We start from the raw sequence: 21,352 nt of genomic DNA, 5'->3' as shown, positions 1-21,352 counted from the left end.
TTGATGAGGAGATAAGCCATTATGGCAGTCATGAAATTTTTGTGTGACACCAAGCGCTGCATCGAGTGTAACGGTTGCGTCACAGCATGTAAAAACGAGAACGACTCTGCTTTAGAGTGGGGTATTCAACGTCGCCGCGTGGTGACAATTAACGATGGTCTACCTGGTGAAGCGTCAATTTCAGTGGCATGTATGCACTGTACCGATGCGCCTTGTATGGCTGTTTGTCCGGCAGATTGTTTCTACCGTACTGAAGATGGCATTGTGCTTCACGACAAAGATACCTGTATCGGTTGTGGCTATTGCTTCTACGCTTGCCCATTTGGTGCGCCGCAGTTCCCTAAAAAGACCGCATTTGGCAGCCGCGGTAAAATGGACAAATGTACTTTCTGTGCGGGTGGCCCAGAAGAAACACATTCAGATGCTGAGCGTCAAAAGTACGGTGCAAACCGTATTGCTGAAGGCAAGCTACCAATGTGTGCTGAGCTATGTTCAACAAAAGCACTGCTTGCGGGTGATGCTGGTGTGGTATCTGACATTTATCGTCAGCGTATGGCATCGCGAGGTAATCCAAATGTGATTTGGGGTTACAACCCAAAAACAGGCGAGATGATCTAAACCCACTGGATGGGCTGCACATTATTGCGGCCCAATGAGGAGTGACAATGTTAAACACATCGTTAAACAAATCACTGCAGATATTGTTTGCGTTGCTAGTGTTGGTGATAGGTATCAGTTTGGTTATGCCAAATGCTTATGCTGCTGATGATCAATCATCTAAGCAACAGGCGGCAAAAACCAGCGATGCAGATCTCTGGCGTGCAGTGAAAGCAGGCGAACCGGGATATACTACCGATACTGGCTTAGAAGCTAATGTGTTAATTAACAAAGCTGGTAATGAAGGCAAAGAGCTACGCAATACTTACCTCAAACCCGCAATTGTTTTAGCTGTGTTAGGTGTATTTTCTGCGTTCTTAGTGTTTTACTTGGTAAATGGTCCATCAAAATTATCCCATGGTTTTTCAGGAAAATTGCTAGAAAGATGGACAAAAGCTGATATTTTGCTGCATTGGATTATGGCAGTTACTTGCTTAACCCTTATGCTAACAGGCATTTTTATTATGCTTGGTCGCCACTTTATCGCGCCATATGTGGGTGAAGGTTTATGGGCAGGGATTATTGCCACCAGTAAATTTATCCATGACTGGTCAGGACCGATTTTTATCGTGTCTTGGTTGATGTGTGTTATCAAGTGGATGCCATTACAAACCTTTAAATTATATGATTTAAAATGGTTTTTAGTGGTCGGTGGTTACATTAATTTTGGTCCGTTTAAAGGCAAACATCCAGACAGTGGATTTGCTAATGCGGGTGAGAAAATGTGGTTTTGGACCTTAGTTATCTTTGGTTTATTGCTCAGCATTAGCGGATTAATGTTAGTACTGCCTAATCTTGATTTACCACGTGAAGCCTCTATCGTTGCGTTACTAGTACATGGCGTCAGCGCCGCCGTTCTCATCGCTTTTACCATAGTGCATATATGGATGGCGACAGTACTTAGTGAAGGTGGCATGGAGTCTATGGTGTCAGGTTACTGTGATGAAAACTGGGCAATCCAGCACCACAACTTGTGGTATGACGAAATCAAAGCAAATGGGTCATTAAAGTACAAAAAATAAGGTTAACGGGCACTGTTTAGATGCTGCTGTGTTAATGTTATTTAACAAAAACACCTTACTGGGCAACCAGTAAGGTGTTTTTTTATGTATATGTAGTCTAATCTTGTTATGTAATGGAGCTAGCATTTACCATTATCTGAGCTCGGTATTATTTAAAATAAATATCCCTGTTTTGAAAATGAGAGAATTTAAATGGACTTTAATTTACAGCGTGTTGGGAAGTTGTTATTTTTTTGCAGCTTGTGTGGCTTTATGTTTGCCCCATTGGCCGTTGCTGCAGATAAATTCATCATCAATCATTCGGATTCAGCTCGCGATCATCGCTATCAATACCCCTATGAACTTTTAGCATTAATTATTAAAGAGACCCAAGCTGATTTTGGTGATGCTTCTATCGACGAGGCTAACGTGGTGATGAGTCGCAATCGGATATTGAGGTCACTAAAAGAGGGCGAAGCTATCAATGTTATGGCTGAGGCATCAAATCAGCAGTGGAATACTGACCTAATTACAGTCCCGATCCCTATCCGTAAGGGAATTCAAGGGTTAAGAGTGTTTATTATCAAAAATGAAAATAAGCATCTGCTGGCTAATATTGATTCACTCGCACAATTGATGACGCTGCAAACTGGCTCGGGTAGCCAGTGGTCAACAAGATTCGCGATGAAACAGGCGGGATTTGATGTGGTTGAAAGCCCTCAATATGATAGTTTATTCAATATGCTGTCAAAAAATCGTTTTGTCACCTTTGGGCGAGGCGTTAATGAGGCATATAAAGAAGTTGAAATTTTCCACAATCTTTATCCTGAGCTTATTGTTGACGAACACATCCTGCTAAATATTCCGCTAGCAACTTACTTTTATGTATCCCCAGCAACACCAAGGTTGGCAGAAAGAATTCAGGTAGGTTTACTGAGACTCATTGAAAATGGTCAGTTTGATCAACTGTTTTATCAATGGCACTGTCAATCTTTAATGCAGGGCCAATTGCACAAGCGGCGGGTGTTTAAAATTACTAACCCTTTGGTTAAGGAATCACAAATGGTATCGATTACGGGGGAGGATTTTTTATTTAACCCTAGTGTAGACGTACAATCAATCTGCCAAAAATATCTTTAGACATCTTTCTCAATAATAAAACAGAGAGTCAGGTTTAAGTGACTCTCTGGAGCATTTTTATGTGTTTATTATCAGTGAGCTAATAAATTGTTAACTTAGACAGTTACCAAGCCATGTCTAGAATTTGACGGCTCACGGCTAAGTCAACTTTGCCTGATTCAGATAAGGCAGTCATACCGTGTGCTTCTAGTGCATTAATAACCGTGTCGATTTGTGCCTTTTCAACACCATGATCACGTAAGCGAGTTTTTAAGCCAACCTGTTGGAAGAAAGCTTCCGTTTTTACAATCGCTTGTTCAACGCGGCTATCTTCATCACCTTCGGTAATGTCCCATACACGTTCTGCATACTGTAATAACTTAGCCTGTTTTTGAGTTTTCAATACACGCCAAACTGACGGTAATACCACGGCTAAGGTTTGCGCATGGTCAATGTTAAATATCGCCGTAAGCTCATGGCCTATCATGTGGGTAGTCCAATCAAATGGCACGCCCACACCAATCATACCGTTCAAGGCTGACGTGGCACTCCACATTAAGTTAGCGCGCGCTTCATAATTGGTAGGCTCTTCCACTGTAATAGGGCCAATTTCAATTAAGGTACGCATAATGCCTTCAGCGGTGCGATCTTGCACTCGGGCATCAACAGGGTAAGTCGCATATTGCTCAAGCACATGCACAAAGGCATCTACCACACCATTAGCCACTTGAATTTTAGGTAAGCTAAAGGTCAACTCAGGGTCTAGCATCGCAAATGTAGGGTAAACACTTGGGTGATTCACCGGGAATTTGCCGCCTTTATAGCTTACAACTGCAAAGGCATTCATTTCTGAACCCGTCGCAGGCAAAGTCGCAATCACGCCTAATGGAATCACTTTATCTTCAGCAACAGGTACTGGGGCAAAACCATGATGAAGTAGGCTAGCAGTGTCACCTTCAAACTGGATAGCTAGGGCAATAAACTTAGTGCCGTCCATCACTGAACCGCCGCCAACAGCCAATAAAAAGTCGATGTTTTCTTTACGTGCCACATCAACCGCTTGCATTAATGTGTCGTACTTAGGGTTGGCTTCAATACCACCAAATTCAATAACAGTGCGATTGCCTAGTGCTGCTTTTACTTTGTCTAGCGTCCCGAAACGGACAACGCTGCCACCGCCATAGGTGATAAGCACTTTGGCATTAGCGGGTACCAGTTGGTCTAATTCTGCAATACGGTCTTTACCGAAAACAACATGGGTAGGATTACGATAATTAAAATTCAGCATATGATGTTACCTTAATTTTTCGAACCAATAAAAAGGGTGCTGGTTCGTGAGTTCAATAAATTGCCCGCGTTAATCAAAATCATTAACGGCTTATTGGCGCGATAAAGTTGATGGGGTAATGATAGGCTTCTGGCCTAAAATAAACAGACACATAACTATCAGCTTTATGCCTATTCCTACCTTATTTACTGTTAAAGTATGTTTTAGTGGTTTTTTTAATGCATTTTCCTGCTTTATTGGTAAAGTATTTCCAATGGGGTAAAAGGCAGGGTAATCGATATGACCGACACCGCAATATTAATGGCACAACTAGCACCTAAAGAAGGGGTTAATAAAACCCATTTAGCAGGGGTGCATGTATTTAGGGGCTCACAGTATGGCGCGCGCGGGCCTATGTGTTACTCGCAAGGCATGTTATTTGTGGGCCAAGGTAAGAAACGGCTTTATTTAGATAATCAAACCTTTGACTATGACAGCGAGAATGCGTTAGTGATGACGGTGCCGTTACCGGTCGAATGTGAAACCTTTGCCAGCCCAGAAGAACCGGTTTTGGTATTAATGGTCGATATTGATTTGGTGCAACTGAATCACATTATTCGCTTGATGGATGAGCATAATCAAATACCCAAAGATTTGAATGAGTCGCGTCAATCGGGATATTTTGTGGCACCGACCACAGAAGAGATGGACTGTAGTGTGTTTAGACTATTACAGGCATTACAATCACCACTAGAAGCCAAGGTGATGGGTGAAGCATTAGTGCTTGAGCTGTTATATCGGTTACTTGAAAGCCCGAATGCCGGACCGTTATATGCATTATCGCTTAGCCACACCCGCTTAGCGCGAGTAGAGAAGGCGTTAAGCTATATTCACCGACATTATGGCGAGTCAGTTGAGGTAGATACCTTAGCGGGATTGGTGAACATGAGTCCGTCGGCATTTCATCGTTGCTTTAAAGAGGTGACCGCATCATCGCCCATTCAGTATTTAAAGAAAATTAGACTCACCCGAGCCAAAGAGTTATTACAAGCACAAAAACTGAAAGTAAAAGATGTGGCAACCCAGGTGGGTTATGAAAGTAGTACGCAATTTAGCCGTGAGTTTAAACGCTACTTTTCCCAAAGCCCTGGTGAGTGTGCACGGCTGTAACTCAATTCTAATCGCGCAATTAAGGCAATAACTATGTCGAAAATCATGTCGAAAACAATGTCGAAAACAATGGCGAAAATCATGGCACCCACAAGCATCACTTTTTTTGAGTATTTAACCCCGCTGGTGGCCTCTGGTAAAAAAATCATTACCATACGGGATGAATCTGAAAGTCATTATGTACCCGGTACGCAAGTGGAAGTATTCACCTTAGAAACTCATCAAAAGGTGTGTGATATTACTATTTTGTCAGTTGAGCCATTGGCGTTTGATGACATAAATGCGTTTCATGCGCAGCAAGAAAGTCTGCCTTTAGACGAGTTGAAACAGATTATTCAACAGGTTTACCCAAACCAACAGTCATTGTTTATGATTTCATTTGAGCTGGTTGAGGTGAGTTAATCTGACTCCACTAAATTAGGGCGTTAGCTTTTTTGAGGATAAACGTTGATTCTGTATAAATATATGTCGTTTAAATCGGCTATTTCAGTTATTGAAAACTCATCACTTGGCTTCTCTTGCCTCGAAGATCTGAATGATCCATTTGAGTGCACAGCCTTTGGTTTTGATGAGGGTAGCGACTCATTCGTAACCGCAACAATGGCTACAAATGCCTGTAAAAATCGCTTTTCAAGAAACTATGGTGTGCTGTCATTGTCTAGGCAACCATTGAACCCATTAATGTGGTCACACTATGGAGACGAACACCAAGGTGTAGTGATTGGCTTCGATGTAAAATTAGCTGGATTTACTGATAAAGATGCATGCGTCATACCTTGTCAGTATGGAGAAATTGTTTATTCGGCAACTAAGCCACATAAAAATCTGCCTACTGTCAGTAGTGAAGAATTGATGAGCATAGGAAATTGCATCAAATTTGACTCTGATTCGTTTAATTTAGTTAAAAGAGCATTTTTGTACAAATCTATTGAATGGAGTTACGAAGAAGAAGTTCGAGTTGTTAAGGGTATATCAGCCCTACCGTTTAGCTACCATTTTGGAGAGGGACGTATTAACGCTTGGAATAAAATCTCAGTAGCAGGTCGTCCATTGTATTGTTTAGATGTACCAGAAAATGCTATTAAGGAAATATATTTAGGACGACATATACATAAGAATGTAACTAAAAAGAACGATTTTTCCGGTGATGAACTTAAAGAAATCCTTCTTTCATGGGGACGCAAAGATTTAAAATTATTGCAATGTAAGCCTGATGTGCACTCATGGCAGTTGATAGCCGAACAATCAATCAACCAATAAAGCTAACGAATAAAGATAGGCCGCGCGTAGCCGCGTCCTTATCCCGGATTGTTGAACAAACCAGAGTGATATCTTTATAGTGTAAATATCGAATTAGTGCGGGCAGAGTAAACATTAAAAAGGGAGTCGAGCGGTTCAAGTAATTGAATGGCTTCTTCTTCCCTAAATGGCGTGCTCGATGATTGTGTTCGAGATTGGCCAACTCTGTCCTTAAGTTTTCATAATTTAACTTAGTTTGTATTTTAAATTCAATATATTACTTATTTTTTTGTTGGTTAAGTCACAGTAGGCCATAACGGTAATCCAACCAATTGCCTGCCTTAGGCTTACCAGTACCTGACATTTTCGTATCAACCAAAGATCTTAAGGCGTTATTACCAATGCAGCCTAATCGAAGAGATAAATTATTAGGTGTAAGCGCGGCTGTGACCGTCGATGGCATGGCGAAGTTTCATCTTATGAAACGCTATGAGCGAGAGGCATGGATGCCAAACTGGCAGTTAAATATGGATGTTGTTTAAAATCGTTGAGCTTACAGGGACGTACTTGCAGCGTGTCACAGAAGTGCTTACGCATAAGGTTGCTCTTTCACATGTTCAGTGATATTCCCGACATCACACTGACATTTCCCATATCCCTATGGGTCAGATATGAAAGAGCGACCTATTTCAAACTTAATACTCAAGCATTCAGACGCTTAGCCAATACCGAAGTTCTCTGAGCCTAACGTTAACAAAATTAAAGTATGCTAATCTAATAAGACCTCCTATAGTTAGGTGTAATCATGATTGGATAAGTTAGGTAACGGCAGAAAAAATCGCTGAAGCAGGGCTAGTGTCCACCATCATTTAGAGGTCAATAATAAAATGAATAATGAGAGCAATCGGCTCTTCCCACAATCCAATATATTAACATTAGCCGATCTAAAGGCTAAGTGTTTAAGTGCTATCGGCTTGATTTTACTTTATTTATTTACTGGCGGCATACAAGCCAAAGATCTTGAAGTCGGTGTCAGCTTTTCAATTGCTCCCTATGTCATTCAAGAAACTAACAGTGGTTTAGAACTCGAATTGCTCAAAAGTGCCCTTGCCGTTAAAGGCCATAGCGTCAATATACAATACCTGCCCCTAGCGCGTACCTTTCATGCACTCAAAGAAGGTGAACTCGATGGCATCATTAATACTAAACAAAACATGCTCGAAGGCGTGTTTTATTCAGATGTGGTCATTCGTTTTCAAAATTGTGCCATTAGTCTTAAAAAGAACCATTTCAACTTAGAGAAAGTCACCGATTTACAAGACAAGAGCATTGTCGCTTTTCAGCGAGCCTCTATGCTTTTAGGTAAAGACTTCACTAACATGGCCGCACTTAACAGCCAATATAGCGAACAGGCGAAGCAAATACTTCAAGTGAAAATGCTGATGAAACAGAGAATAGATGTGGCCGTGATGGATAAGAATATCTTTATTTATTACCTAAGGCAGTCCTATTTCACAGGCAAGCTCACTAAAGAAGAAGTACAACAAGAGGTGATTTGCCATAAAGTATTTGCCCCTACGTCCTACCGATTTGCATTTTTACACGCCGATATTCGCGATGACTTTAATTTTGGCCTAGCGCAAATAAAACAAGATGGCACTCGACTCGCCATTGAGAACAAATTCCAGCAAATGCTATCGCTCACCTTAGATGACAATGTCACCATACGCTTAGCTGCTTCACCCACCCACTAGCTGTAAAAAGCTGAGTCTAATGGTTATTCAATAATTAGTGGACTGAGTAAACTTTATCGCTAAGTTGATCGGCACATGTTATTGAATGGCTTTTTTTCCTACATGGCGTGCTTGATGATTGTTGCAAAGAGCAATACAAAACAAGGTAAAAGCAGATCGGTTACCTGATTTTTTACAAAGTTTATCCCGCCCCCGCTAAATTTTCTTATCAATACTGATAGCAAACAAGCCACTAGGCCTGTGCGAGAGTTGAATTAATATTTGAACTTGAATAGGTTAACTTATTTAACAAAATGTAACATTTTACGTTTTGTTATAGGAAGGGAATGACATAGGATGGATGTGAGGATGAAAATTAAACAATAACAAGGATGTGTAATGAAAATGAAATCTTACCTAGTATTCCCTTTTATGGCATTTAGTATGGTTGCTTGTGGTGGCGGCTCTGGTGATAGTAGTTCAACAACGCCTATAGAAAACAATAGTGCACCAATAGCTATAGCCTCAATAGATAGTACCTCAATGAGTATTGGCGACACGGTATTAATTCGAGGAGATCAAAGTAGCGACCCGGATAGTGATAATTTAAGTTACCAGTGGCAGGTTATTGATCCACAAGGTGTTGTCTTGGCTTTAAATGATGCTAAGAGTAAGCAACTGAGCTTCAATCTGACGATGGCTGGAGAATACCAAATCAGCTTGACTGTAAGCGATGGGAAAGGCGCAATTGATAAGGCTAGCTTAGTATTACAAGTTGGAGGGGATAAAGCGATTACAGCCATTATTACTTCTGCAAGTACGGTAAAGCAGGGTAATAAAGTGACGCTTTCAGGTGAAAGCAGTCAGCTAAAAACTGACACTCGCTTTAGTTGGAGTTTATTAGAGAAGCCTACTGCTAGCGTAGCGACACTGACCAGCACAGACGCCGTAGAAACATATTTTACCGCCGACAAGTTGGGTGAGTATAAAGTACAGTTGCGCTTGAAAGATCAAGATAACAATACCGATGTAGTTCAGCGTGTTATCACAGCTACAGGGGTTACCAGTAACACGGCTCCCGTGGCATCTATTACAGCTGCGAGTACTGTACTGAAAGTGAATGAGGAACTGGCGCTTTCTGCTGCTCAAAGTACGGATGCTGATGGCGATAGTTTAAGTTTTAGCTGGCAAATTATTCAAAAGCCGGACAATGCCAACGTCAAACTTGATCAGGCAGCAACGCAGCTAGCGAAGTTTACCGCGAGTACTTTAGGTGAATACCATGTCGAGCTGACGGTCAGTGATGGCAAACTACAAGATAAAAAGACACTGGTATTGCAGGTAACGGCGGTCAATCGAGCCCCAGTTGTGAGCATTAATCTCAATTCTAGCTCACCTAAACAAGGTGAAACCATTAACTTGCAAGGTGTGGGAGTTGACCCTGACAATGATAGCTTAAGTTATAGCTGGAGCTTAGTCTCTAAACCTAGCGATAGCAGCGCCGAATTTACCAGTACCAATCAGCAGAATACTCAACTATACCTTGATGCCAAAGGGGATTATCTTGTGTCTTTGACTGCTACTGATAATAAACTAACCTCAGAGCCAGCAACCCAAATGATCCGCGCTGCTGTTAACCATCCGCCGGTCATTACTGAGGTTATATACAATACTCACGTTGTTGCAGGCTATCCTACTCAGCTAGAAGTGCTGGCGACGGATCCCGAAGGTCAACCTCTGACTTTTGAATGGCGCTTGGTGGAAAAAGATCCTGGTACAGAAGGCACATTTAGCGCGCCAACTCAGTCAGTGACCGATTTTACGCCGGATTTACCTGGTTGGTATACCCTAGAAGTCAGCGTCAGTGATGGTATTCAAACATCTCTACTTCCGAGTACATTTCTGATCATTGCACAGTAGTATTGCTCGTATAAATGTTGGTTTTATCATTTACACAATGCTGGTTTATATAACCAGCATTGTGGATGCTTCACATCATCTAATATCTACACATAAGCCTGCCGTAAGCTATTAATTGCTGACAAACACACTTTGGGTGTTCAATACATTAATCAAATCTAAAACATGACCTGCTTAACAAATCGTCTCTGAAAATCCTGCTAGTTTACTTTTTAGTTTACATAGCATCGTCTACCTCACATTTTATCTATATCTAAAGTGGTATTTTTAGATTCCGCTTGCAGGATGTGTCTTTTATCGCTTTGTAATCATTGATTTTGCTCGCAAAAAATAGCACTCATTTAGGATTATTTATGTCTCCAATTATTCAACCAGCATCTAATGGGTTGATTCAGCCTTATCAGTCGAATATTACCATTCCGAACTGGATGGTGAGCTCGATGGAAAAGGTGATGCAGTTTTATGTCGATAAAAATTTGCGCCTAGATACCATTTCAACCGACCGTATGCCTAAACCTGTGGAAGGGCGCAAGTACATGCTGTACGCCCATATCCCGTTTTGTCATACCCTGTGTTCTTTTTGTACTTTTCATCGTTTTTTATTCCGCGAAGATAAAGCGCGGGAATACTTTGTTGCGCTGCGCAAAGAAATGCAGATGGCCAAAGACTTAGGTTATCAATTTAGCTCTATGTATATTGGCGGGGGTACCACTACGGTATTGGAAGATGAATTAGCCCGTACCATTGAACATGCTAAAACCTTGTTTCCTGATATTAAAGAGGTGTCGTGTGAGTCAGACCCACAGCATTTAGCTAACCCTGAATTTAGGCAATTGAAAGGCTTAGTCGACCGTATGTCGATTGGGGTACAAAGCTTTGATGACGGTATTTTAAAAATGACTGACCGTTTAGATAAGTTTGGTTCAGGCCAGCAAACTTTTGACCGTATTATGGCGGCAAAAGAGTTATTCCCCATCATCAATGTCGATTTGATTTTTGGTTTTCGCGGCCAAACCGATGAGGTTATTCAGTCAGATTTAGAGATGGCCTCTCGATTAGACCCAAGACAAATTACCACTTACCCATTAATGATCACCCATCAAACCCGTAAAAGTGTTAAAGGCACGCTGGCAGCGCCACAGGGTGAAATGATTAATCAATACCGTCAGATCCTCAACAAATTAACCGGCCAATATACCCAGTTGTCAGCCTGGGCGTTTGGCAAAGCCAATGATGAAGGGTTTGATGAGTATGTAATTGATCATGATGAGTATTTAGGTGTGGGGTCTGGGTCATTTAGTTTTTTAAACGATACTTTATATGTGAATACTTTCTCACTGAAAAAATACCAAGAGCGTATTGCCCAGGGGCGCATGGCTGTTGAGCAACAAAAGCATTATCAAAAGAAAGAGGTGATGCAATATCGCTTCTTACTAGGCATGTTTTCTGGTCGTTTATCACGTAAGTATTTTCGCGATGAATTTGGGGTGAATTTAGATACCGCATTATTCAAAGAAATGAGTTCAATGAAAGCAATGGGCGCGATTAAGAATGACCCAGTAAACCCCGATAAACTGATTGTGACTGATAACGGCAAAATGATGGGATTATTGATGATGAAAGAGTTTTATTCGGGTATGGATAATGTCAGGGCGCAACTGCGCAAGCCATTAACCGACTTAGATATGTAGTTTTCTTTAAGATTGACGCATTAGCGTAAATATTTCATTAACACGGCTATGTCACTATTCTTTAACAAATAGAACTCAGTTATGATGCTCGCTTCTGCTAATTAGGTTTTATTTGTTCAAAGGATAGTTATGAGCCAGTTTTCAAAGGGATTTGCATTAGGTGCATTAGTACTTTCATTAGCGGGTTGCGGCGGTGGGTCTGATTCTTCGCCTGCAATTACGCCACCACCAGTCACTCCACTTCCAACCTTTAAAGTTCAAGATGATCCTGTAAACACATCGACTATGGCCCTGAGTGTGGCAGAAAGCTTTATTCAGGTTGGCACATTTGCCAATAGCATTATCAAACAAGCCAGTTTTAACGATTTAGGTATCGATAAAAGTTGTAATAACGGCGGTATTTCCACAAGAACAATCAATGATATTGATGGCAGCAACACAATTTCAGCTGCTGATGTTATTTCTATGGATTATCGTGATTGCTACATCCCTTCACTAGATAGCACGATTTCAGGCGTGGTTGCCGTTAAAATCGTTAGCCTTAATTCTGACGACGGTAAAACACTCGCAGAAGTTAATTTATCGGATGTTGAGTTTGACGGAGAAACCCTTCTTCAGTTCAAAGGGATTTTGGGTACCGAAATTCAAAAGTTCGCTGTTAGTCAAAAAACCACAGTTAAAAATATAGGCAATGTATCGCTTATAGTTGATCGTAATGCGGACCTGAAAATGAACTTTGTTAATACGGCTATTACCCGTTCTGAGCAGTTTTCAGATGCTACTTATAGCATTAGCGGTGCGGGGAAAATTGAATTACCTGTGGCGGCAGTGAGTTTTTCTTTTGCATTTAAAGAACCTTTAGTTGGGCACTTTTCTGAGTATCCCCATAAGGGCTTGATGCATGTTTTTACTTCAAATACCGATATTGTTGAGACCAGCAGTAACTTTGTGACCAACTCTGAATCTATGAATGTTAAATCGGGTTCTGACATTTACAGTATTTCTTGGAGCTATGCTGTTGAAGGTTCCCTGTGGTGGTTTTCGGGTGGCGAAAATAACTACGTAAACGCCTACCGTTCAGACAACTTTGATTTTGTTGGCGTGTTAAATAGCGATTTGCTGACCGAGTTTCCTGCCAGTGGTGGAAGTGTTCAGTTTCTTATGTCTAGACCAGTGAAGTCAGGGACGTATACCACAACATTCAATACGACTAACTGGCCTTATCATCGCGTGGATGCAACCGTGTCTGTTGCAGGGGCAATTGTTAGTATTACACCTAAGACGCCATTAGCTGCAGGTAGAGAATATGAAATTGATTCATTTGAATTAATTAGCACTCAAGATGTTGCTCGATACGTATACCGAGTCACTGGCATTAATGTTAATGATGCAATCTTGATCAACTTGGACAAAGGGACAGGCTTGTATCAGGCGGACGACTTCCCCACTTTAGATGCATCTAAATCGGTGATGAATAAAGGCAAAAAACTTAATTTCAAATGGATTGATGTCAATAATGTAGGTCTTGTATTTGCCGAAAAATCAGCGAGTAAGACGACATTTTCTGCTCCCGCAGGGCATGCTAATGATATTTCAGTGCGTCTTGAAATTGATAACGGTCAGGGCTATGTTATTTCGTCTGATGTCACCATAAAGTACTTTACGCCGAGCAGCACAGTACTTCACTTTGTGAGTTCAATGGGGGATTATATTGGTGGCGGACAAACTCAGACTTTCGATACCTCAGAGTCATCATTCACAGTGTTCAGTAATGGCGCCGAACAACGGGACTATATTTCTGTCGGTATTAACTCTAATACATGGTGGAACTTAGATCTTGCCGCCCCTAAAGGCGAAAGTTTAGCGGTAAAAAAATATGAAAACGCAACACGCTATCCATTCCAATCACCTGTTACCGCGGGGTTAAGTTTTACCGGCGACGGTAGGGGTTGTAACAATAGTCTAGGCAGTTTTGAAATATTAGAATTGGTATATGATGCCAATAATAATGTGGAGAAATTAGCGGTGAATTTTCAACAAAGCTGTGAAAACATCAATCCACTATTAATTGGGTTATTGCGCGTTAATTCTTCTGCTAAGTTGAATTAATTTTTAACATTGTTTTAGCTCAATCAATTATTACGGCAACTTAGGTTGCCGTTTTTTTTATAACGGGTACTCTTAAACGACCTCAATTATGTGATTGTGCATTCATCATGGCTAATATTTTATTACTGGCAAACATCAACTGTGACCGAATTCTTCGGCTTGATAAACCGCTACAAACTGGTGGCCGTTTTCATTATCAAGATGGTGGGCTCCGGCTCGGTGGCGGCGGGGCTAATACGGGTTTAGGGTTAGTTTGGGCGCAGCATAATGTGTCTTTAGTGAGCCAAGTGGGCACGGATGATATTGGCGATTGGATTGTGGCACAAGCCAGCACCCAAGGGCTAGATTGTAGAATGGTGCAACGTTTTGCCGGTAACACCTGTGAAATGCTATTGGTGATGACACCCGATGGCGAACGTACCATTATCAGGCCGCAGCGACCAACGTTTGAATTAGCTAAGCAGCCTAATTGGGCAAAGTGGGATGCGTTTTACATTAATACGTCTGCAATTGGTGCTGATGCATGGGCATTAGCTGCCATGAAGCAATCTAAGGTGCTGGTGGTGGCGCAGCTAGCCAAAGATCAGCGACCAAGGCCTTGTCACGTATTGATAGCTTCTATTACCGATATGCAAGGACGTTGTGGCCAGGATTTGTGGGCGTTTGCTCAGTCGATCAGTGGCGAGCATGTACAGTCTTTTATTGTTACCGACGGCGAAAAGGGCGCGACGGTTTATACTCAAAACGCTCAGCAACATGTTCCAGCTGTGCCAACTGATGTCGTCGATACCACGGGTGCGGGTGATAATTATGCAGCTGGTGTTATTCATGGTTTATGTAATGGTCATAGTATGACCGCTGCAATGGCCGAAGGTGCTAGATGGGCAGCCTTTGCCGTTGCGACTCCGAGTTCTGTGCCCGGGGACAAGCTAAAAAACTATCTGTTTAGTTAATACCTGCTTAGTTAATGTATGTCATTTGTTTGTCATCAAAGCAGGGTAAAGTTATTTATGTTGAAGAGCTAGTTTACTCTTTAATGTCTTAAGCGTTTTTTTGTTCTGACTCTATCTCATAGAGCCTGAACTCCCCACTTGATATATTCAGCCTTACCCGTTTCATTGGTGAGGCTTTTTTTTTACATTTTATTTAGGTATGTTGATGTTTCAAAGCAGATCTTGTTCAAGGATGTACTGAGTGAAAAATCGCATAGTGAATCAAATATCGGCACTTTATTTAGGTGACGAAGTACAAATGCACAACGGTGTAGCCAGTTGTATTAACCAGAAGTATGCTGTTAATAAACTGACGGTTCAGTTTGACCGGGTTCTTGGTAATGGTGAAGCAGACCCTAAACATCATGGCGGTTTAGATCGAGTCTTACATCATTTTCCCCGAGAACATTATGGCCAATATCGTCGTTGGGACATGATGTCATCGTTTAAAGATGCGCCAGCAATGGGAGAAAATATCAGTACTGTTGGCTTGAATGAATCCCAGGTGAATATCGGCGATATTATTCAAATTGGTGATGTCACTTTGCAAGTCACTCAACCGCGCTCACCTTGTTTTAAGCTTAATCTTCAATTTGGGCACCCTGAATTTGCCCTTGCGATGCAAAAAAGCAAAATGTGTGGCTGGTTTTATAGGGTACTATCAGAGGGTGATATTGCCAATGATGACGCTATTTATCTGGTCGATCGTTTATCTGATATTAGTATTGCCCATGCGATGAAAATTTACTTTTTGCCAGAGTTTGATGCCAAACAATATCAACAACTTTTACAATGCCCTGGATTAGCGCAATCCTGGGTGGACTCGCTAACTCGTCGTATCAGTAATCAATCGATTGAAGATTGGCAGATGCGCTTGTATGGTAAGGCGGAATAATTATTTTAAGGAAATATCATGGAAGATTTACAACCCAGCAACCAATCTAGTCATCAGTCAAGTAATGATAAGCAAGCTCGTGATATGGGCGTATTGGTACATGCCTCAAGTTTTGCCGGTTATGTGATACCAATGGGCAGTATTTTAGGGCCATTAATTGTTTGGTTAATGAAGCGGGATGAGTTTGAGTTTGCCAATCAGTGTGGCAAAAATTGCTTAAACTTTAAAATCAGTTTGTTTATTTATGTCTGTATTTCAGTGGTGTTAATGTTTGTCGGCATAGGATTTCTTTTGCTAGCAGCGTTGGCCCTGTTAGATATCATTTGCACCATTATCGCTATTATGAAAGCGACCGAAGGTGTGGCGTATCAATACCCGTTAACGATTAAATTTTTAAAATAAGCTTTGTCACGCAATAAAAAATGCCGCGAGCTCAGAAGAGTCATCGCGGCATTTTTATTAGTGCGGTTAACGTTTTACACTTTAAAGCGTGCCACTAAAGTATCTAGGCGGGTGGCAAGTTGATTAAGTGATTGACTCGCCTGTGCTGCAGCTTGTGCTGTTTGTGCAGTACGCTGAGTAATATCGTTAATTTCGGTCACGTTGCGATTAATATCTTCAACCACAGTTGATTGCTCTTCGGTGGCCGCTGCAACTTGAATATTCATGTCGCTAATTGAGGCAATTTGCTGGCTAATACCGCTAAGTGAGTTACTCGCATCATCAACGGCTTGCACCCCTTCGCGTGAGCGATTTCGTGACTGCTCCATCGCACTAACAGCTCGGCTTGCTTCAGACTGTAACTTATCAATCATGGTTTGCACTTCATTGGTTGATGCTGCGGTGCGTGACGCAAGGTTTCTAACCTCATCGGCAACAACCGCAAAACCTCGACCCGCTTCACCTGCGCGCGCAGCTTCAATCGCGGCATTTAACGCAAGTAAGTTGGTTTGTTCTGAAATGGCGCGAATAACATCTAAAATACCGCCAATCGACTTGGTATGAGTCGCCAGTGACTCGATCACTTCACCTACTTGACCTACATCTTTAGACAATTGATTAATGGTATTACGGGCACGGGTAACGACTTGTTGCCCTTCAGCTGATTCCGTATCGGCTTCTCTTGCGGTAACCGCTGCTTGGGCTGCGTTACTGGCAATTTCATTAACCGTGGCACCCATTTCATTTATGGCTGTCACTACCATAATGGTGCGGTCTTTCTGAAGTTTGCTGTCTTCTAATGTTTGATGCGCTTGATTTGATACATCAATTGCCGATTTACCCAGCTGTTCGCTGGTTTGAGCGACTTCGATAACAGAATCTTGAATTTTACTGATAAAGCTATTAAAACCTCGGGCAAGTTGAGCTATTTCATCTTCACCATTAACAGGTAAACGCTGACGTAAATCGCCTTCGCCTTCACCAATATTGCGAAATAACTCGGCAACTTGAGTGATCGGACGGCTTACTGAACCGGCTACAGCGATAGCGATAGCGATAAATAGTGCCGCAATAATAATAGTCGAAATCAAAATTTGATATGACGATTCTTCGATTAATGCAAAAACCTCAGCTTCAGGTACCTGAGCCACTAAATACCAGCCCATAGAAGAAATATAGCTACTGGCAATTAACATGTCTTGATTGTCGACCGCCGCTTTAACAAGGTTAAAGTCGTTTTTATTGAGCAGCTTTTGGATGTCTGCATTGGGGTATAACTGATTTAAGGTTCTACCTTTTTGATTTTTATCATTATATAGCTTCACCTGACCTTCAGCATCGACTAAATAAACAAAGCCTGTATCTTCAATTTTGAACGAGGCTAATAGATTTACCATGTCATCAAGTGATTTTGCTAAACCGACTAGGCCGCGGCCATTCGGCTGTTGGTAGTTAATAAACAGTTTGACATCACCATTGTCTTCGGTAAAAACATTGAGCATCCGCTCCTGACCACTGTTTTTATAGTCAAAAAACCAGCCGTCCTGTTGTTGGTTCAATACTCGTAAAAAGCCGTCTTGGGTGTAGTACGCTGCTGTTTCTCTGTCCGCAAAAGAGGCTTGGGCAAGATCATATTGTTGGGTAATGCTTTTTAGCTGTGCGACGACATCGCCTTCTTCACTTGCAGGGCGGCCTCGTTCTAACCACTTGAGTAACATCTTGCTACTGGCCAGTTGTTCAGCGGCATTCATTAATGTGCTGATATCCAACTCAACCTTGTTACGCATTTGCATTAATATGCTCGGCATTTCTGAACTAAGCATACGCTCTTCAACCACATTTTTGGCACTGCGTTGGCTTATTACGCCAACTAGAATGGTTGAAAGCAGAACCGCAAGTGTCACGGTAAGTAATATTTTTTGTTTGATGGTCAATTGGCTAAAAAAATTCATGTCATACGCCTTGTTACAGTTGTCACTCTATATCGGACTGAAGCGGGTAAACTTGAACAAGCTTAGCCTAATAGATAAAAAAAACGCACCAATTATAGTGCGTTTATTAAAATTAAAGGCAATAAGTAAACATCAATCACATATTTGGATAGTTTGGACCACCGCCGCCCTCGGGCGTTACCCAGGTAATGTTTTGGCTTGGGTCTTTAATGTCGCAGGTTTTACAATGGATACAGTTTTGGCCATTGATAACAAATTTTTTGTCCCCCGCTTCCTCAACAACTTCATATACACCTGCGGGACAATAACGCTGCGCCGGTTCATCAAACTTGGCTAAATTAACCGAAATAGGAATGCTTTGGTCTTTTAAGCGCAAATGGCAAGGTTGATCTTCCTCATGATAAGTATTGGACAAATAAACTGACGACAGTTTATCAAAACTCAACTTGCCATCAGGTTTTGGATAATCGATTTTATTGTAATCGCTTGCAAGTCCCATAGTGGCATAATCAGGTGTGGTATCTCTAAATGTCATCGGGAACTTGCCACCAAAACAATTCTGGTCGATGAAGTTAAATGCACCACCAATAAGAGTGCCAAACTTATGAAGAGCAGGGCCAAAGTTACGTGATTGATGTAACTCCTCGTGCAGCCAGCTTTTTTCAAAGCGAGTTTGGAAACAGTCTAAATCTTTGCCACCGATTAATCCCGCAAGTAAGCCTTCACCTAAGGTTTCAGCCGCTAAAATACCACTTTTAATAGCGGTATGAGTGCCTTTGATTTTGGAAAAGTTCAACGTACCGGCATTACATCCAATGATAAGTCCGCCTGGGAAGCTCATTTTAGGTAACGAATTTAAGCCGCCTTTGGCAATGGCACGTGCACCATAGGTGAGTCGCTCACCACCTGCTAAATATTGCGAGATAACCGGGTGTGTTTTATAACGCTGAAACTCATCAAATGGACTGAGGTGCGGGTTTTTGTAGTTTAGGTCAACAATCAAACCAACCGCCACTTGATTATCTTCCATGTGATACAAGAAACCACCACCTGATGAGCCATTGTTTAGCGGCCAGCCACCTGTGTGAACCACTTTACCTTGTTGATGTTGTTCAGCTGGGATTTTCCAAATCTCTTTAAATCCTAAGCCATAATGTTGTGGTGTTTTACCATTATCTAAATGGAACTTTTCGATCAGTTGTTTACCTAAATGACCACGACAACCTTCAGAAAAAACAGTGTATTTGGCGTGTAATTCCATACCTGGCATAAAGCTATCTTTGGGTTGGCCATTTTCGCCAACGCCCATGTCGCCAATTAAAATACCTTTTACGCTGTTATCTTCGTTAAACAGTAATTCGCTTGCGGCGAAGCCGGGGAAAATTTCGACGCCCATAGCTTCAGCGCGCTCAGCTAACCAGCGAGCTAAATTTCCGACACTAATAATATAGTTACCGGAATTATGCATCGTTTTTGGCACTAAACTATTTGGGATAAGACGAGACTGGGTCTCGGAACTAAGTAGGTAAATATCGTCATCAGTGACTTTGGTCTTCATCGGTGAGTCTGTATCACGCCAGTCATTAAACAACTCGTCTAACACTTCGGGTTGAAAAACCGCGCCAGATAAAATGTGGGCACCGACTTCTGAGCCCTTTTCGACCACACAAACGGTGATCTCTTTTTCAGCATCTTTAGATATTTGCATTAGACGACATGCGGTTGCTAAACCTGCAGGACCCGCTCCGACGATTACTACGTCGAATTCCATTGATTCGCGTTCCATCTTCTCACCTTTAAAATTGCCCGCTGTATAACGGGTTTATAGTTATTATTGTGTATGATTACGACAACTAAACGATCGTTTATTCTATTGCTTACCTTACCGCAATTTTATCTTGCAGCCCAGTATTTCAATCTATTTGATCATAGTGAGCAGAGTCACAAATCGCTAATGCAATTATCACTATTATCGACAAATACAGCAAAAGGGGTATTTGTGGCCAGTATTTTAGGCCTATAATCAATAACGACGGTTCTCCGAGCTTTTTATCCTACGTCTATCGATATGGATATTTAGCCGTGGTAATAATGCCACCGGGGTGGGCAAAGAAATGCACTCACCTCCCACACTTGGAAAGGTTAACATGTCCCAACTACAAGACAGTTTTGGTCGAAAATTTCACTATTTGCGCATGTCAGTCACTGATGTGTGTAATTTCAAATGCACCTATTGTTTACCAGATGGCTATCGCCCCGATGGTAAACCAAGCTTTTTGACGTTATCAGAGATAGAAAATCTGGTGGCGGCTTTTGGCGAAGTCGGTACGCAAAAAATTCGTATCACTGGCGGTGAGCCTACTCTGCGTAAAGACTTTACCGACATTGTGCGCATCGTTGCTGATAATCCAAACATTCACACTGTTGCCACCACCACCAATGGCTATCGTTTAGAAAAAAATGCTAAGCAATGGTATGACGCAGGTTTAAGACGCATTAATGTGTCGGTAGATAGTTTAGACCCGCGAATGTTTTATCAAATCACTGGTGAAAACAAGTTTGATGAAGTGATGCGCGGTATTGATGCTGCGCTGGAAGCCGGATTTGAGCGAGTTAAAGTCAACGCTGTATTACTGAAAGATTTAAACAGCAAAGATTTACCGCGCTTTTTACACTGGATTAAAAGCACTCCGATTGATTTACGTTTTATTGAGTTAATGGAAACCGGTTTAGGCCATGACTATTTTAAAGCGCATCATTTAGCGGGTAGTGATATTAAGGCGCGCTTGATGGCTGAAGGCTGGCTACATGATCGCTCCGCCGTTGACGATGGCCCTGCGCAAAACTTTAGCCGTCCAGATTACCAAGGCCGAATTGGTTTGATCATGCCTTATGCAAAAGATTTTTGTGCAAGCTGTAATCGTCTTCGGGTATCGGCGAAAGGTAAACTGCATTTATGTTTATTCACTGAAAGCGGCTTAGATTTACGTGATCTATTACAACATGCCGATCAACGTTCCGAGTTAATTGAACGTCTTCATGGTCAACTTGCTCAAAAAGAACAAACCCATTATTTGCACCAAGGGATCACCGGTGTTACCCAGCACTTAGCATCTATTGGTGGCTAGTGGAAATGGGTGCTAGTTGAACTTTTCTGTTATCTAAT

18 protein-coding genes and 1 riboswitch are annotated in these 21,352 nt (G+C 41.7%); of the genes, 15 read left to right on the top strand and 3 right to left on the bottom strand.

Translation table 11 applies throughout. The features are described 5' to 3' along the window. Positions 1–21: 21 nt before the first annotated feature. The 3 genes from fdh3B to ACRWP9_RS01890 all read left to right on the top strand — a co-directional run bounded on the left by fdh3B (position 22) and on the right by ACRWP9_RS01890 (position 2,798). Positions 22–618, top strand: coding sequence for a formate dehydrogenase FDH3 subunit beta (gene fdh3B, locus ACRWP9_RS01900; protein WP_226412374.1), 597 nt, complete (start codon positions 22–24; stop codon positions 616–618). 47 nt (positions 619–665) lie between these two features. Continuing rightward, entirely contained in the window at positions 666–1,679 is a 1,014-nt protein-coding gene (locus tag ACRWP9_RS01895) for a formate dehydrogenase subunit gamma (RefSeq protein ID WP_434927618.1), read from the top strand. A 192-nt stretch (positions 1,680–1,871) separates the two neighbouring features. Further along, positions 1,872–2,798 (top strand): hypothetical protein, encoded by a 927-nt coding sequence (locus ACRWP9_RS01890; RefSeq protein ID WP_434927617.1) that lies wholly within the window; start codon positions 1,872–1,874, stop codon positions 2,796–2,798. 103 nt (positions 2,799–2,901) lie between these two features. Here the strand turns inward: ACRWP9_RS01890 and ACRWP9_RS01885 are convergent, their stop codons facing one another. Then, the gene (locus ACRWP9_RS01885) at positions 2,902–4,065 is read right to left on the bottom strand and encodes an iron-containing alcohol dehydrogenase (protein ID WP_434927616.1); all 1,164 of its coding nucleotides are present in this window, start codon (positions 4,063–4,065) and stop codon (positions 2,902–2,904) included. Positions 4,066–4,344: 279 nt separating this feature from the next. On the opposite strand from ACRWP9_RS01885, the gene ACRWP9_RS01880 reads away from it, so the two are divergent. The 11 genes from ACRWP9_RS01880 (at position 4,345) to ACRWP9_RS01830 (ending at position 16,195) form a co-directional block, all read left to right on the top strand. After that, complete coding sequence (locus ACRWP9_RS01880) at positions 4,345–5,214, top strand: AraC family transcriptional regulator (protein WP_434927615.1); 870 nt, start codon at positions 4,345–4,347, stop codon at positions 5,212–5,214. Positions 5,215–5,295: 81 nt separating this feature from the next. Beyond that, on the top strand, positions 5,296–5,616 hold the full coding sequence (gene yqfB, locus ACRWP9_RS01875; protein ID WP_434927614.1) for a N(4)-acetylcytidine aminohydrolase: 321 nt from the start codon (positions 5,296–5,298) through the stop codon (positions 5,614–5,616). Positions 5,617–5,661: 45 nt separating this feature from the next. After that, the gene (locus ACRWP9_RS01870; protein ID WP_434927613.1) at positions 5,662–6,474 is read left to right on the top strand and encodes a DUF2971 domain-containing protein; all 813 of its coding nucleotides are present in this window, start codon (positions 5,662–5,664) and stop codon (positions 6,472–6,474) included. A gap of 380 nt (positions 6,475–6,854) precedes the next feature. Further along, positions 6,855–6,995 (top strand): hypothetical protein, encoded by a 141-nt coding sequence (locus ACRWP9_RS01865; protein WP_434927612.1) that lies wholly within the window; start codon positions 6,855–6,857, stop codon positions 6,993–6,995. Positions 6,996–7,340: 345 nt separating this feature from the next. Next, positions 7,341–8,207 (top strand): substrate-binding periplasmic protein, encoded by an 867-nt coding sequence (locus tag ACRWP9_RS01860; protein ID WP_434927611.1) that lies wholly within the window; start codon positions 7,341–7,343, stop codon positions 8,205–8,207. A 378-nt stretch (positions 8,208–8,585) separates the two neighbouring features. Then, a complete protein-coding gene (locus ACRWP9_RS01855) occupies positions 8,586–10,106 on the top strand; it encodes a PKD domain-containing protein (RefSeq protein WP_434927610.1) in 1,521 nt (506 codons plus the stop codon). A gap of 353 nt (positions 10,107–10,459) precedes the next feature. Next, positions 10,460–11,797 (top strand): coproporphyrinogen III oxidase family protein, encoded by a 1,338-nt coding sequence (locus ACRWP9_RS01850; RefSeq protein ID WP_434927609.1) that lies wholly within the window; start codon positions 10,460–10,462, stop codon positions 11,795–11,797. 129 nt (positions 11,798–11,926) lie between these two features. Then, positions 11,927–13,906, top strand: a complete 1,980-nt coding sequence (locus ACRWP9_RS01845; RefSeq protein ID WP_434927608.1) for a hypothetical protein — start codon at positions 11,927–11,929, stop codon at positions 13,904–13,906. Positions 13,907–14,013: 107 nt separating this feature from the next. Beyond that, positions 14,014–14,859, top strand: a complete 846-nt coding sequence (locus tag ACRWP9_RS01840) for a PfkB family carbohydrate kinase (protein ID WP_434927607.1) — start codon at positions 14,014–14,016, stop codon at positions 14,857–14,859. A 241-nt stretch (positions 14,860–15,100) separates the two neighbouring features. After that, complete coding sequence (locus tag ACRWP9_RS01835; RefSeq protein WP_434927606.1) at positions 15,101–15,793, top strand: MOSC domain-containing protein; 693 nt, start codon at positions 15,101–15,103, stop codon at positions 15,791–15,793. An 18-nt stretch (positions 15,794–15,811) separates the two neighbouring features. Continuing rightward, positions 15,812–16,195 carry a DUF4870 domain-containing protein gene (locus ACRWP9_RS01830; protein ID WP_226412397.1) on the top strand — a complete coding sequence of 128 codons (384 nt, stop codon included), beginning with the start codon at positions 15,812–15,814 and terminating at the stop codon, positions 16,193–16,195. Positions 16,196–16,269: 74 nt separating this feature from the next. Here the strand turns inward: ACRWP9_RS01830 and ACRWP9_RS01825 are convergent, their stop codons facing one another. Next, the gene (locus tag ACRWP9_RS01825) at positions 16,270–18,186 is read right to left on the bottom strand and encodes a methyl-accepting chemotaxis protein (protein ID WP_434927605.1); all 1,917 of its coding nucleotides are present in this window, start codon (positions 18,184–18,186) and stop codon (positions 16,270–16,272) included. Positions 18,187–18,322: 136 nt separating this feature from the next. Then, positions 18,323–19,972 carry an electron transfer flavoprotein-ubiquinone oxidoreductase gene (locus tag ACRWP9_RS01820; RefSeq protein ID WP_434927604.1) on the bottom strand — a complete coding sequence of 550 codons (1,650 nt, stop codon included), beginning with the start codon at positions 19,970–19,972 and terminating at the stop codon, positions 18,323–18,325. Between the two features lie 240 nt (positions 19,973–20,212). Then, positions 20,213–20,346: riboswitch (molybdenum cofactor riboswitch) on the top strand. Here ACRWP9_RS01820 and moaA point away from each other — a divergent pair. Continuing rightward, positions 20,334–21,314 (top strand): GTP 3',8-cyclase MoaA, encoded by a 981-nt coding sequence (gene moaA, locus ACRWP9_RS01815; protein ID WP_226412403.1) that lies wholly within the window; start codon positions 20,334–20,336, stop codon positions 21,312–21,314. Its footprint overlaps the riboswitch before it by 13 nt. The last annotated feature ends 38 nt before the right edge of the window (positions 21,315–21,352 follow it).

This window comes from Shewanella sp. HL-SH2, assembly GCF_051164935.1.
GTDB classification, from domain to species: domain Bacteria; phylum Pseudomonadota; class Gammaproteobacteria; order Enterobacterales; family Shewanellaceae; genus Shewanella; species Shewanella glacialimarina.
Note: the sequence above shows the minus strand (reverse complement) of the source record. Positions and strands in the feature narration are given on the sequence as shown.

Excerpts from the sequence above, each read along its gene's own strand:
- ACRWP9_RS01880 (WP_434927615.1), top strand. The coding sequence starts at position 4,345 with ATGACCGACACCGCAATATTAATGGCACAACTAGCACCTAAAGAAGGG.
- fdh3B (WP_226412374.1), top strand. The coding sequence starts at position 22 with ATGGCAGTCATGAAATTTTTGTGTGACACCAAGCGCTGCATCGAGTGT.
- ACRWP9_RS01860 (WP_434927611.1), top strand. The coding sequence starts at position 7,341 with ATGAATAATGAGAGCAATCGGCTCTTCCCACAATCCAATATATTAACA.
- ACRWP9_RS01890 (WP_434927617.1), top strand. The coding sequence starts at position 1,872 with ATGGACTTTAATTTACAGCGTGTTGGGAAGTTGTTATTTTTTTGCAGC.
- ACRWP9_RS01895 (WP_434927618.1), top strand. The coding sequence starts at position 666 with ATGTTAAACACATCGTTAAACAAATCACTGCAGATATTGTTTGCGTTG.
- ACRWP9_RS01840 (WP_434927607.1), top strand. The coding sequence starts at position 14,014 with ATGGCTAATATTTTATTACTGGCAAACATCAACTGTGACCGAATTCTT.
- ACRWP9_RS01865 (WP_434927612.1), top strand. The coding sequence starts at position 6,855 with ATGCAGCCTAATCGAAGAGATAAATTATTAGGTGTAAGCGCGGCTGTG.
- ACRWP9_RS01830 (WP_226412397.1), top strand. The coding sequence starts at position 15,812 with ATGGAAGATTTACAACCCAGCAACCAATCTAGTCATCAGTCAAGTAAT.
- ACRWP9_RS01885 (WP_434927616.1), bottom strand. The coding sequence starts at position 4,065 with ATGCTGAATTTTAATTATCGTAATCCTACCCATGTTGTTTTCGGTAAA.
- yqfB (WP_434927614.1), top strand. The coding sequence starts at position 5,296 with ATGGCACCCACAAGCATCACTTTTTTTGAGTATTTAACCCCGCTGGTG.
- ACRWP9_RS01850 (WP_434927609.1), top strand. The coding sequence starts at position 10,460 with ATGTCTCCAATTATTCAACCAGCATCTAATGGGTTGATTCAGCCTTAT.
- ACRWP9_RS01855 (WP_434927610.1), top strand. The coding sequence starts at position 8,586 with ATGAAAATGAAATCTTACCTAGTATTCCCTTTTATGGCATTTAGTATG.
- ACRWP9_RS01845 (WP_434927608.1), top strand. The coding sequence starts at position 11,927 with ATGAGCCAGTTTTCAAAGGGATTTGCATTAGGTGCATTAGTACTTTCA.
- ACRWP9_RS01820 (WP_434927604.1), bottom strand. The coding sequence starts at position 19,972 with ATGGAACGCGAATCAATGGAATTCGACGTAGTAATCGTCGGAGCGGGT.
- moaA (WP_226412403.1), top strand. The coding sequence starts at position 20,334 with ATGTCCCAACTACAAGACAGTTTTGGTCGAAAATTTCACTATTTGCGC.
- ACRWP9_RS01825 (WP_434927605.1), bottom strand. The coding sequence starts at position 18,186 with ATGAATTTTTTTAGCCAATTGACCATCAAACAAAAAATATTACTTACC.